Genomic DNA, 12321 nt, shown 5'->3' on the forward strand with positions numbered 1-12321 from the left:
GCGCACGACCATGAGGCTGGTGCCGTGGAAACCGGACGATCTCGCCCGGCGGCTCGACGACGTGGTGTCGGTCTACGGCGAGGCGATGGGCTACCGGGCCGAACTGCTGGAGGCGCGGCGCGGCTACATCGCCACCCACGTACGACGCCGGGGGTTCCGCGCGGTGGCCACCCTCAGCACCAACGGCCACCTGGTCGGCTTCGGCTACGGCTATCTCTCCGCGCCCGGCCAGTGGTGGCACGACCAGGTCTACAACGCGCTCTCCGGTGACGCCCGCAAGACCTGGTTCGTCGACTGCTTCGAAGTGGTCGAGCTGCACGTCCGGCCGGCCGCCCAGGGGCACCAGCTCGGCGCCCGGCAACTGCGAGCCCTGCTCGGGATGGCCGAGGGGAGCACGACGCTGCTCTCCACCCCGGAGGCGGACGAGCGGATCTCCCGGGCCTGGCGGCTCTACCGGCGCTTCGGCTTCGTCGACGTACTCCGGGACTTCCGCTTTCCCGGCGACGAGCGCGCCTTCGCGGTGCTCGGCCGGGACCTGCCGCTGGCCTCGCCGGACCGATGACCGGCGCGGTACGGCGTTCCGGAGGGCTGAGCTGGCTGCTGCTCGGCGTACTGGTGCTGGCGCAGATCGGCTATCCACTGACCGGGGGCACCGACCGGGCCCGGTTGACCGTCGCCACCGTCTGCCTCGGCTTCCTGCTCTCGGTGAGCCACGCCCTACTCACCCGGGGCTCCCGGGTGGCCGCCGGACTGCTGCTGGTGACCACCGGTGGTGGGCTGGCGGTCGAGGCACTCGGTGTGGCCACCGGGGTGCCGTTCGGCGGGTACGCCTACTCCGGCGAGCTGGGTCCGAAGCTGCTCGGGGTGCCGCTGGTGATCCCGCTGGCCTGGACCTGGATGGCCTGGCCCGCCTGGCTCGCCGCCGTCCGGCTGACCCGGCCGGGTCCGGGTCGGGTGGTCCTGGCCGCGGTCGGGCTGGCCGGCTGGGACCTGTTCCTCGATCCGCAGATGGTCGCGGAGGGCTACTGGAGCTGGCGAGACCCGGATCCGGCCCTGCCGGGAGTGCCGGACGTGCCGGTCAGCAACTACCTCGGCTGGCTGGTCTTCGCCGTACTCCTGATGGCGCTGCTCGGCCCGGTCGCCGGCCGGGCGTCCGGACTCGCCGCCGACCGGGAGGCCGGCCTGCGCACCGATCCGGATGCCCCGATGTACCTGCTCTACCTCTGGACGTACGCCGGTAGCCTGCTCGCGCACGCGGTCTTCCTCGGCCTGCCCGCGTCGGCCGGTTGGGGCGGGCTGGCCATGCTTGTCGTCGCGGGGCCGCTCGCGGTGAGCCTGGTCCGGCAGCGGCGACGGTCCGACCCCGACGCCGCCGCACCCGGACCCGGACCCGCACCCGGACCCGGACCCGCCGAGCACACCCCGCCGACCGCACCCGCATGACCGGCACACTGCTCGCCCTGTCCCCGGACGACACCGGACGGTCCGGATGACCGGCACACTGCTCGCCTGGGCGCTTACCGGCGTCGTCGGGCTGCTGACCGGGCACGCCTGGTACAACGCCGCGCGCCGGCTGCGCCGCCCGCCGGCCGGTCCGGTCGAGGTCGGCGAGCCGGTCGCGGTGCTGCTGCCGGTACGCGACGAGGCGAGCAGGGTCGCCCCGTGCCTGCGGGCACTGCTCGCCCAGCGGGGCGTACCCGAGCTGGAGATCGTGGTGCTCGACGACGGCTCGACCGACGGCACCGCCGAGGTGGTCCGGGCGGTCGCGGCCGGTGACCCCCGGGTACGCCTGCTCGGCGGGGCGCCGCTGCCGCCCGGCTGGCTCGGCAAGCCGTACGCCTGCCAGCAGCTCGCCGACCGGGCCGGGGCGCGGGCCCGGGTACTCGTCTTCGTCGACGCCGACGTGCGGCTCGGCCGGTACGCCGTCGCCGCCGCCGTGCAGACGCTCCGGTCGGCGGGGGCGGTGCTGCTCTCCCCGTACCCCCGGATCGTCGCCGGCTCGCCCGGGGAGCGGCTGGTACAGCCGCTGTTGCAGTGGCTGTGGCTGACCTTCCTGCCGCTGGCCGCCATGGAGCGTTCGTCCCGGCCCAGCCTGGCCGCGGCCGGTGGGCAGTTCCTGGTGTCCGACCGGGCCGGCTACCGGCGGGCCGGCGGGCACGCGGCGGTCCGGGACCGGATCCTGGAGGACGTCGAGCTGGCCCGGGCGGTGAAGCGGTCCGGCGGGCGGATCGCGCTGGCCGACGGCTCCGGGCTGGCCGAGTGCCGCATGTACGGCTCCTGGTCCGAGCTGCGGGACGGCTACGGCAAGTCGCTCTGGGCCGCGTTCGGCCCGCCGGCCGGGGCCACCGCCGTCGTCGGCCTGCTGCTCCTGCTGTACGCCGTGCCGCCGCTGCTCGCCGTCGGTGCCGCGCTGGCCGGCGCGCCGACGGTTGCCCTGGCCGGACTCGTCGGCTATCTGCTCGGGGTGCTCGGACGCCTGGTCAGCGCCCGGTCGACCGGCGGCCGGGGTTGGCCGGACGCGCTGGCCCATCCGTTGTCGGTCGCAATCCTCGGCTGGCTCACCTTCCGGTCGTACCATCTGCGGAGGCGGGGACGGCTCACCTGGCGGGGCCGACCGGTGCGCTGACCCGTGGGGAGGGCGGTCGGCGGCACCGGATGTAACGGGTACGGCGACCGCGGTTGACCGTGACGAGGGGGCGTACGTGGGTCGGGTGGTCGTCATCGGCGCGGGCGTGGGCGGTCTGGCCGCCGCGGCCCGATTGGCGGCGCTCGGCCACGAGGTCGCCGTCTACGAGCGGTCCGATGTGGTCGGCGGCAAACTCGGCCGGTACGTCCGGGAGACGCCGGCCGGGACGTTCCGGTTCGACACCGGTCCCAGCCTGTTCACCCTGCCGCAGGTCTTCGCCGACCTGTTCGAGGCGACCGGCGCCAAACTGGACGAGTACCTCGACCTGGTGCCGCTGGACCCGATCGTCCGGCACGTCTTCCCGCCCGCCGAACAGCCGTTCTCCGACCAGCCGCCGCTTGGCGGGCCGGCGGACGGGTCGGGGGTGGTGCTCGACTCGTGTGCCGATCCCAACGCCTTCGCGGCCCGGATCGGCGAGCGGTTCGGTGCGCCGGCCGCCGACGACTGGCGACGGCTGTGGCGGCGCGCCGAACGGATCTGGACGGCCTCCTGGCGGGACGTGCTGCGCCGGCCGGTCGGCTCGCCCCGGGACCTGGCGAGGCTGGCCTGGCGGCTCGGCGACCTGGCCGCGATCGCCCCCGGCCGGACCCTGCGCGACCTGGGCCGGCAATACCTGCGCGAGCCCCGGCTCCGGATGCTGCTGGACAGGTACGCCACCTACACCGGTGCCGACCCGCGCCGGGCACCTGCCGCGCTCGCCGCCATCCCGTACGCCGAGCTGGCCTTCGGTGCCTGGTATCCGCGCGGCGGCCTCGGCACTCTCGCCGACGCGCTGCTCTCCCGCTGCCTCGACCTGGGCGTGGTGGTGGCGACCGGCAGCACGGTCACCGGCATCGACGCGGCCGGCGGCCGGGTGCACGGGGTACGGCTGGCCGGTGCAGTCGACCCGGTACCCGCCGACGTCGTGGTGGCGAACACCGACGCGCTGACCCTCTACCGGGACCTGCTGCCCACCCCGGACCGGCTGGCCGGGCTGGCCGACCGCAGCCTGGCCGGCTTCGTGCTGCTGCTCGGGGTACGCGGCGAGACCGGGCTGGCACATCACAACGTCTTCTTCCCGGCCGACTACGACGCCGAGTTCGACGCGGTCTTCGGCGACCCGGGCCGGGGTGTGCCGGCCCGCCCGGTGGCCGACCCGACGGTCTTCGTCAGCGTGCCCGACGATCCACTGGTCCGGCCGGCCGGGCACGAGGCGTGGTTCGTGCTTGTCAACGCGGCACGGCAGGGCCGGACGCTGGGCGGGGTCGACTGGCGCCGGCCCGGCCTGGCGGACGCCTACGCCGACCGGGTCCTCGACGTGCTCGCCGAGCGCGGCGTGGACGTACGAAGCCGGCTGCTCTTCCGCGAGCTGCGTACCCCGGCCGACCTGGTCGGCTCGGCCGGCGCACCGGGCGGGGCGATCCACGGCAGTGTCGGCGGGCTGCTCCGGCCGGCCAACCGGGGACCGGCCCGGGGCCTGTTCCTGGTCGGCGGCTCCACCCATCCGGGCGGCGGCCTGCCGATGGTGGCCCTCTCCGCACAGATCGTCGCGACGGAGATCGGCCCGGCCTGACGTCGAGCGAACAGCAGCGAACACGGGAACCGTCCCCGGATCTGCTCAACGGGGCAGCTGCGGCGTCACAACGCTGGCACCGCTGGCCATGACATGGTGTGGCCACCATGAACCAGCAGACCGATCGGCACCTTTGGGCGGATGCGACCAGCGGCGACGGCGACGCCTTCGGCATCCTGTTCGACCGCCACGTCCAGACTGTTTACCGGCACTGTTTCCGGTTGACCTCGTCATGGACCGGTGCCGAGGACGCCACGCAGTCGACCTTCCTACTCGCCTGGCGTAAGCGCGGCGAGGCGCGGTTGGTCGACGACTCGATACTGCCGTGGCTGTTGTCGGTGGCCAGCAACGTCGTGCGGGACCAGCAGCGCTCGCTGCGCCGGTGGCAGAACGCGGTGCTGCGCCTGCCGCCCCAGCCGGACAGCACCGACTTCGCGGGCGAGGTGGCCGGCCGCGTGGACAGTGAACGACGCATGCGGGAGGTGCTTCGGGCCGTCCGCCGGCTGCCTCGTGCTGAACGCGACACTCTGGCGCTCTGCATCTGGTCAGGCGTGTCGTACGCCGACGCCGCTGTGGTCCTCGGCGTCAACGAGGCGGCCGTACGGGCCCGGGTGAGCCGGGCCCGGCGCCGCCTAACCCGGCTCCTCGGTCCGGAGAACGATTCAGCACCGGGGATCCACCCGTCGAAGGAGGCACGATGACCCGCCCCGAACAGTTGCCGCCCAGCTACGACCTGCCCGCTGATGCCCAGCAGCGGATGCGTGAACGCCTCCTCACCAAGATCGTCAGCGCCGAGGCCGCCGGCCGATCTCGGCGCCGCACCTGGATGGCACCCGCGGCCGTCGGGGCTAGCGTGCTGCTCGCCGCCGGCGGATTCACCGCGATCCGGGCCTTCACTGGCTCCCAGGCCACTGCGCCGAGTGCGGCAACCGGATCCACCGGGTCCACCGGCGCCGGCACGGTCGACCGAATCGACTGCGGAACCTTCAAGCTGGCCCAGGGTGAGCAGTTGCCGGGATCCGCCGTCCGGTGCCTGACCGGCGCGGCAGCGGCGGGTGAGCCCGCCCACCTGCAGGAGACCAGGCCGACTGTCGAGGGCGACCCCATCACCACGACCTACATCGTGGATGCTCAAGGACAAGTCCGGGTCGTCTTCGACACCCGAGCAGACCGATTCGGCTCGGGAAAAGTCCACCTGCAGAGCTGCACCGGACTGACACAGGTTGACGGCCGCCTCGTCACGAAGGGTTGTACGGAGTCGACAGCCGGCAGCGACTGACCGACAGGTGCCGGGTGTGGCGCAGGTCCGTGCGGACAGTCGAGCGGACCAGGCGTGCGACCAGATGCCCCGATGCTGTCTCGCCGATCCCGCCTTCACTCTGGCGGCTCGCGGCGGCTCAACTCCACTCCGGTCGGCTCGCGGCGGGCCAGCTCCCTGCCGGGCAGCTCGCCGCCAGTCGGATCATTCCCGATCGGTCCCCGCCCGAGCGGCTGCCGGCCACCCGGCTCCGGCCCGAGCGGCTGCCGACCGTCCGAGCCGACCGCCGTCGCCGACCGTCCGGTGGGGGTGCCGGTGCCCGCCGCCCGGTCGGTCGATTCTGTCCCGGTGTCCAACGAGCGGCGCACCGCGGAGAGCAACTGGACCAGACCGAAGAAGCCGAGCAGTACCCAGATCGCGGTGGCCACGGTGATCGTCCCGGCCGCCAACTCCGGCATGATCAGGTGCGCCAACCCGGCAACCACCAGTCCCACCACTGTGATGCTGACCCGGCTCGGCCGCTCCCCCACGGTGACGGTGCCGATCTCCTTCATCCCGGCCGAGACCGAACGGGCCCGGACGTACTCGTGCAGCCAGGAGAGCGCCCCGGCCGCCACCACGAGTACGCCGGGGGCGCCGACCAGCCAGAAGGCGACCAGCCAGCCGACCTCGCCGATCCGGTCGGCCAGCGAGTCGTAGACGTACCCGAGTCGGGTCGTCCGACCGGTGACCACGGCGACCGCACCGTCGATGCTGTCCGCCACGGCGGCCAGCAGCACGAGCCCGGCCGCCAGCAGCGGACCCAGCGGCCCCGGCCGGGACTGGGCGACCGCCACCGGTACGGCGAGGCAGAGCAACACCCCGAACACCGTCACCGCGGTCGGCGAGACGTGCAGCCGGGCGAGGAAACAGCCCAGGACGTACGACATCCGCAGCCAGCGGCGCACCGAGGTGGTGGCCATCCGAGGGTCGAAGCCACCGTGCAGCCGCGCCCACTTGTTGGCGTACTCGTCCCAGGTCAGGTTGCCCACGCTGGCTCAACCGCCGGACGGCGGCCCAGGTCGCGTGCGAGCGGGGCCCCGGAGGTCGCCGTACGGCCTCCGGGCCGGCTCGGGCCGCATCGGCTCAGACTCCCACGCCGGCCTGGAGGCTCTGCCAGACCTCCCGGGTCGCGGTGGACCGGTTGAGGGTGATGAAGTGGATTCCCGGCACGCCCTCGTCGAGCAGCTTGCGGCACATCTCGCTGGCCTGCTGGACGCCGAGCCGGCGGACCGCCTCCGGGTCGTCGGCGACCCGCTCGAACTGTGCGGCCAGCGCGGGCGGGAACGGCGCCCCGGAGAGCTGCTGGGAGCGCTCGATCGTGCTGAACTGGGTGACCGGCATGACACCGGGCAGGATCGGTGTGTCGCAGCCGGCCGCCGCCACCCGGTCGCGCAGCCGGAGGTAGTCGTCGGCGTCGAAGAACATCTGGGTGATCGCGAAGTCGGCCCCGGCCCGGCACTTCTGGATGAAGTAGCGCGTGTCGGTGGCGATGTCCGGCGACCGGGGGTGCTTGTAGGGGAAGGCGGCCACCCCGACGCTGAAGTCCCCCGCCTCGCGGACCAGCCGGACCAGCTCCTCGGCGTAGAGCACCCCGGCCGGGTGCCGCACCCACTCCCCCATCGGGTCGCCCGGCGGGTCGCCGCGCACCGCGAGCACGTTGCGCACTCCGGCGCCGGCCAGCCGGCCGATCACGTTGCGCAGCTCGGCGATGGAGTGGTTGACAGCGGTCAGGTGTGCCATCGGCAGCAGCGTCGTCTCGGTGGCGACCCGTTCGGTGACCGCGACGGTGGTGTCCCGGCTCGTCCCGCCCGCGCCGTAGGTCACGGAGACGAACGAGGGTCGTAACGACTCCAGCTCGCGGATCGCCTGCCAGAGCAGTCGCTCGCCCTTCTCCGTCTTCGGAGGGAAGAACTCGAAGGAGAAGGTCGGGGCGGGACCACGGACCAGGTCCCCGATCGACGGTTGCGAGTCGGGGAGTACGGAGGGAAGACCGAGCGCCACGTCGCGACTCTACCGGGCGAAGCGGCCCGGTCCCGCACCATTGCGTCCCCTTCGGGGTGGGGAGTCCGCTCTTGCCTCCCATCTATCGGTCATCCCGGCTCTGTCGGTCCCAACCCGGGCTCCGGGGTCGGCAGGCGGCGATCAGCCCGCGTACCGCGATCTGCCGGCCGTGGCAGGGCCAGGGGTCGGCGCAGGCAGCGCAGACGTTCGGCCCCGCCGGACCGAACATCCCGGCCGACCCGGTGTTTCCCGCCGGGCCGGAAGCCTCGGCCGGACCGGAGCCCCCGGCCGGCGGCTCGGCGGGCAGCGGGCTGTGTTCACGGTGCAGGCGTACGGCCAGCCGCCAGGCAATCGGGTGCGCCACCTGCGGCGGCGGCTCGTCGGGCGGGTTCTCCGGGTCGAACGGCAACTCGGTGGACACGTCGCGGCACTCCTCGGCTCCTCGGTCCGTGGTCGACGGACGGTGGTCGACGGTCACCGGTGCCGACCGGTGCTCCCGTTCGGGTCGGTTCGGGAGGCGTACCGGTCGGTGGTGGCCGTCGGCGTCGATCGAACCGCCGATCGGGCCGGTCGGGAGGAGCCAGCGGGGAGGGGCCAGACTGCTGGCCCCGGGGCCAGCGGGAAGGGGCCAGCCCGCTGGCCCCGGGGCCAGCGCAGCTACCTGGCCCCGGGGCCCGTCGCCGGTTACGTCGTCGTCGAGATCCGCGCGTACGCCCACGGACGGCGGTAGCGCAGCAGGACCGCCAGCAGTACGACGGTGAGCAGCGCCGCCCCGCCGTCCGTGAGGTACGACGGCAGCAGTCCCGGCATCCCGAACCGGTCCCGGGTCGCCTCGAAGACCTCCGGCGGGATCATCACCAGCCCGGCCGCCTGGGTCGCGTTCACCCCGAGCACCGTCCAGAAGACCCAGCTCCGCCCGGTCCGGGCGAGCAGGCCGACCGCGTTGCCGACCAGATAGACGCACCCGACGATCCGGAACCCGGTCAGGAAGCCGGGTGCGTCGGCCAGGGCCTGCGCCTCGGTCGCGCCGGCGAGCCGCATCATCTCCACCATCGCGCGGAGGTCGATGATCACGAAGTTCTGGAGCGCCGTGCCGACGACGAAGAGGATCGAGCAGCCGAGAACCAGGTTCTGCACCGGCCGGGTCCACCGGGTCGGTAGGCGATTGTCCCGATGGTCGTCGATCTGCCGTAAGGAAGCGGACATGTCCTCCGACGCTAGGCCGGAGTCACGTCGACGTGATCCGGGATGATCCCCATCCCGTCCCTGAATCCGCACACCCGGACGGGCCCGGGCCGGCCCTCACTTCGTGGTCAGGTCCGGACGGTGCTGCCGGATCCACGCCTCGACATCCGACTTGCGCCAGACCTTCCCCATCACCAACTCCTGGTATGGCTCCGGAAAGTTGCGATGGCTGGTGATCACGTGGACCCGTTGCTTGCTTATGCCGCCGAGCATCACCCGGATCTCATGCGCTCCGACAAGCTCAGGCTCCACGTCACGGACGCTAGATCGTTGCCCCTATGCCTTGACTAAGGTCAACAGCAGAGGCACCGTTAGAGGTATGACTCCGCCCAACCACTCAGCCGTCTTCGACCGCCTGCCGCCGCGAACCCATCCGCATCCGCCGATCCGGCCGCTCTGGCTCTGCCGTGCCTGCGCCGCACCGTGGCCCTGCCCGACCGCACGCCTGCTCCTCCAGAGTGAGTTCGCGTCCGCGCCGGCCGCCCTGTCGATCCTGATGGTGGCCGTACTTCACGAGGCGATGACCGATCTGCACGCACTGAACCCGGGTGCCGAGCCGGATCTCACCGAGATGTTCGGAAGGTTTGTCGGTTGGACCAGCCGAGGACCACTGTCCTCGTCAGGGTGACGGAACGCCGCCGCGTGACCTCTCCGGAGGCGCACCGCGAGAAACGTCGTACCCGGGCGGTAGGAATTGGGCCGCGCAGAGAGGGTGACTCGTCGTCCTCCGGGGTCGTGCGCGGGGGTCAGCAGCAGGTACGTCAGATCGTCACGCCCCGAAGGACCGTCATGCCCCCAGCCGAGCACCACTCGCAGGACCCACACCTCCCGCAGGACCCGCACGACCCGACACCTGGTTCGGCCGCCGCGACCCATCCGGCCGGCACGCCGGGCTCCCTCGGCGCGCTGCTGGCCGAGCTGCGCCTGACCCGGGGCTGGAGCCAGCTCCGGGTGGCCGAGCAACTCTGCGCCGCCTCCGGGGTGCCGACGGTCAGCCGGCACGAGGTCTCCCGGTGGGAGCGCCAGCAGCGGGTACCCGGCGAGTTCTGGCTCGGCTGGCTGGCGGCCGTACTCGAGGTGCCCGTCGAGGATTTGGTGCTCGCCGCCGCCGCGAGCCGTCCCGCCGCGAGCCGTCCCGGCGGGTCCGGAGGCGCCGGCCGGACGACCTGCGGAGATCCCGGTACGGCACGGGCCAGCCAAGGATCGTCGACGTCGGCACGGGCCCGCCAGGAGCTGGCGACCTCGGCGCACGTCTGGCTCACCGACCCGGGCGGGCTGGCGTGGACGCCTTCGGATCAACCGGGAACGGCTGGCGGCGGCGTACCGCCGGGTCCGCTCGACAGTGCCGGAGTCGCCCGGTTGCGCCGGCTCGACGACCTGGTCGGCGGGCGGGACCTGCTGTCGGCCCCGGCCGGCCGGCTCGCCCTGGCCACGGCGGGGTCGGCGACCGGCCGCCCCGGGCCGCGGGCACTGCCGCTGGTCGCCGAGGCGGCGCAGCTCGCCGGCTGGCTACACGCCGACGCGGGCGAGGTCGACGCGGCGCTGCGGGCGTACCGGCTGGCCCTGACCGCTGCCGCCGGAGCCGGTGACCGTAGCTTCGGCGGGCACGTACTCGGCTCGGCGAGTCACCTGCTCAGCGCCTTCGGCGACGCCCGGGGCGGGCTGCTGCTCGCCCGTACCGGATATCTCGGCGTCCGGCGGACCGCCCCGGCCGGGCTGCGGGCGCTGCTGCTGCACCGGATCGCGTTCGCGGCGGCGCGGTGCGGGCGGCGCCGGACGGCGTACGCCGCGCTGGCCGCCGCCGAACGGGCCGCCGGGCGACGCGAGCCGGCCCGGGAACCGGGCTGGCTCTACTGGCTGGACGAGGCCGAGCTGGCCGCGATGACCGGCCGCTGCCTCGCCGCACTACGCCGGCCGCTGCGCGCCGAACCGCTGCTCCGGGCCGCGCAGGCCCGGGGCGGGCAGCCGAGGACGACAGCGGTCTACAGCGCCTGGCTGGCCCACACCTTCCTCGACCTGGGCGAGGTGGAGCAGGCCGTGCAGGTGGCGGAGGCGGCACTGCTGGACACCGTACGGTCCGGGTCGGCGCGGGCGGCGGCGGAGCTGGCCGGCGTCGGCCGACGGATCGCGGCGTACCGGACGGAGCCGGCCGGCCGGCGGCACGTCGCGCTGGTGACGGCCGCCAGCCGCTACCTGCCGACGGTCTCACCGATGGCTCTGGCCGGATAACCGTAGGTAACGTCGCCGCCATTCAGGCCATCTATCTTCATCGTTTTTTCGGGTGCCGGTCGGGCGTCCGGGCGAGCGCTGTCCTCACGCCCATGAACAGGTAATACGGTCGGATCGACAAGCTGACGGCGGTACCGCCGGAAGGTGGTGGCGTGGCCGCGCCGCGCAGCCGGATGGACGATCTACTAGCGTCATGGCGTGACCGCACCCGCCCCGGTACCGCCGGTCGACCGCGCTGGCCTGCGCCAGCGGGTCGACAGCTCGCTGGCCCGCTTCCTCGCCAGACAGCGAGCCTGGATGACGAGCGTCGACCCCGAACTCGGCACGGTCGCCGAGGCACTGGAGGCGTTCGTGCTCGGCGGCGGCAAGCGGCTGCGACCGGCGTTCGGCTACTGGGGCTACCGGGGAGCCGGCGGAGCCGACTCGGACGAGATCGTCAGCGGCCTGGCCGCACTGGAATTCGTGCAGGCCAGTGCACTGATCCACGACGACCTGATGGACCGGTCCGACACCCGGCGGGGCGAGCCGTCCGTGCACCGCCGGTTCGCCGCCCAGCACCGGGCCGCCAACTGGTCCGGCGAACCGGACCGGTTCGGCGAGGCCAGCGCCATCCTCCTCGGCGACCTGTGCCTGGTCTGGTCCGACGAGCTGCTGCACGGCAGCGGGATCGACCCGGTCGTCGTCGGCCGCGCCCGGCCGGTCTTCGACGAGATGCGTTCCGAGGTCACCATCGGGCAGTACCTGGACGTGCTCACCCAGGCGACCCGGGACACCTCGGTCGACCGGGCGAGCAAGATCGCCCGGTACAAGTCCGCCAAGTACACGGTCGAGCGACCGCTGCTGTTCGGCGCCGCGCTCGCCGACGCCCCCGCCGCGCTGCGTGCGGTGTACTCGGCGTACGGGCTGCCGCTGGGTGAGGCGTTCCAACTCCGGGACGACGTACTCGGTGTCTTCGGTGATCCCGGCCAGACCGGAAAACCGGCCGGGGACGACCTGCGGGAGGGCAAACGTACGTTCCTGGTGGCGGCGGCCCTGGAGGCGACCAGTCCGGCCGGCCGGGAACTGCTGGACACCCGGCTCGGCGACCCCGGGCTCGACCAGGCCGGGATCGAGGTGCTGCGCGAGATCATCACCAGCAGCGGGGCGCTGGACCGCACCGAGCGGCGGATAGCCACCCTCACCGACAGCGCACTTGCCGCCCTGGTCGGCGCCGCCCTGGAACCCGAGGCCCGCGAGGTGCTCGCCGACCTCGCCATCGTGGCCACCCGCCGCAAGGATTGAGCACGCTTCGTCCCGTCCTGCCGAGCG

General features: G+C 73.4%; 13 protein-coding genes and 1 pseudogene. 9 read left to right on the forward strand and 5 right to left on the reverse strand.

Annotated features, from left to right (window positions below):
* Window positions 1-10 precede the first annotated feature (10 nt).
* The 6 genes from O7626_RS23235 (at window position 11) to O7626_RS23260 (ending at window position 5517) form a co-directional block, all read left to right on the forward strand.
* Complete coding sequence (locus O7626_RS23235; protein WP_278063218.1) at window positions 11-562, forward strand: GNAT family N-acetyltransferase; 552 nt, start codon at window positions 11-13, stop codon at window positions 560-562.
* The gene (locus O7626_RS23240) at window positions 559-1443 is read left to right on the forward strand and encodes a carotenoid biosynthesis protein (protein WP_278063219.1); all 885 of its coding nucleotides are present in this window, start codon (window positions 559-561) and stop codon (window positions 1441-1443) included. The genes O7626_RS23235 and O7626_RS23240 overlap by 4 nt, the downstream gene beginning before the upstream one ends.
* Window positions 1444-1489: 46 nt before the next feature.
* Entirely contained in the window at window positions 1490-2626 is a 1137-nt protein-coding gene (locus O7626_RS23245) for a glycosyltransferase family 2 protein (protein ID WP_278063220.1), read from the forward strand.
* A 76-nt stretch (window positions 2627-2702) separates the two neighbouring features.
* Window positions 2703-4238, forward strand: coding sequence for a phytoene desaturase family protein (crtI, locus tag O7626_RS23250; RefSeq protein ID WP_278063221.1), 1536 nt, complete (start codon window positions 2703-2705; stop codon window positions 4236-4238).
* A 107-nt stretch (window positions 4239-4345) separates the two neighbouring features.
* Entirely contained in the window at window positions 4346-4939 is a 594-nt protein-coding gene (locus O7626_RS23255; protein ID WP_278063222.1) for an RNA polymerase sigma factor, read from the forward strand.
* Window positions 4936-5517 carry a hypothetical protein gene (locus O7626_RS23260; RefSeq protein WP_278063223.1) on the forward strand — a complete coding sequence of 194 codons (582 nt, stop codon included), beginning with the start codon at window positions 4936-4938 and terminating at the stop codon, window positions 5515-5517. Before O7626_RS23255 ends, O7626_RS23260 begins: the two co-directional genes overlap by 4 nt.
* A gap of 323 nt (window positions 5518-5840) precedes the next feature.
* Here O7626_RS23260 and O7626_RS23265 read toward each other — a convergent pair.
* The 5 genes and pseudogenes from O7626_RS23265 to O7626_RS23285 all read right to left on the reverse strand — a co-directional run.
* Window positions 5841-6527, reverse strand: a pseudogene (locus tag O7626_RS23265) (CDP-alcohol phosphatidyltransferase family protein); the annotation flags it as partial.
* A gap of 94 nt (window positions 6528-6621) precedes the next feature.
* Window positions 6622-7539, reverse strand: a complete 918-nt coding sequence (gene metF, locus O7626_RS23270) for a methylenetetrahydrofolate reductase [NAD(P)H] (protein ID WP_278063224.1) — start codon at window positions 7537-7539, stop codon at window positions 6622-6624.
* 82 nt (window positions 7540-7621) lie between these two features.
* Window positions 7622-7960, reverse strand: a complete 339-nt coding sequence (locus tag O7626_RS23275; RefSeq protein WP_278063225.1) for a hypothetical protein — start codon at window positions 7958-7960, stop codon at window positions 7622-7624.
* 263 nt (window positions 7961-8223) lie between these two features.
* Entirely contained in the window at window positions 8224-8745 is a 522-nt protein-coding gene (locus O7626_RS23280; protein WP_278063226.1) for a hypothetical protein, read from the reverse strand.
* A gap of 96 nt (window positions 8746-8841) precedes the next feature.
* A complete protein-coding gene (locus O7626_RS23285; protein WP_278066530.1) occupies window positions 8842-9036 on the reverse strand; it encodes a hypothetical protein in 195 nt (64 codons plus the stop codon).
* A gap of 67 nt (window positions 9037-9103) precedes the next feature.
* Between O7626_RS23285 and O7626_RS23290 the strand changes: the two genes are divergently transcribed.
* The 3 genes from O7626_RS23290 to O7626_RS23300 all read left to right on the forward strand — a co-directional run bounded on the left by O7626_RS23290 (window position 9104) and on the right by O7626_RS23300 (window position 12294).
* The gene (locus O7626_RS23290; protein WP_278063227.1) at window positions 9104-9412 is read left to right on the forward strand and encodes a hypothetical protein; all 309 of its coding nucleotides are present in this window, start codon (window positions 9104-9106) and stop codon (window positions 9410-9412) included.
* A 161-nt stretch (window positions 9413-9573) separates the two neighbouring features.
* The gene (locus O7626_RS23295; RefSeq protein WP_278063228.1) at window positions 9574-11013 is read left to right on the forward strand and encodes a helix-turn-helix transcriptional regulator; all 1440 of its coding nucleotides are present in this window, start codon (window positions 9574-9576) and stop codon (window positions 11011-11013) included.
* 198 nt (window positions 11014-11211) lie between these two features.
* Window positions 11212-12294 carry a polyprenyl synthetase family protein gene (locus tag O7626_RS23300; RefSeq protein WP_278063229.1) on the forward strand — a complete coding sequence of 361 codons (1083 nt, stop codon included), beginning with the start codon at window positions 11212-11214 and terminating at the stop codon, window positions 12292-12294.
* Window positions 12295-12321: the final 27 nt, after the last annotated feature.

The sequence above is a fragment of the Micromonospora sp. WMMD1102 genome (genome assembly GCF_029626265.1).
Taxonomy (GTDB): Bacteria; Actinomycetota; Actinomycetes; order Mycobacteriales; family Micromonosporaceae; genus Plantactinospora.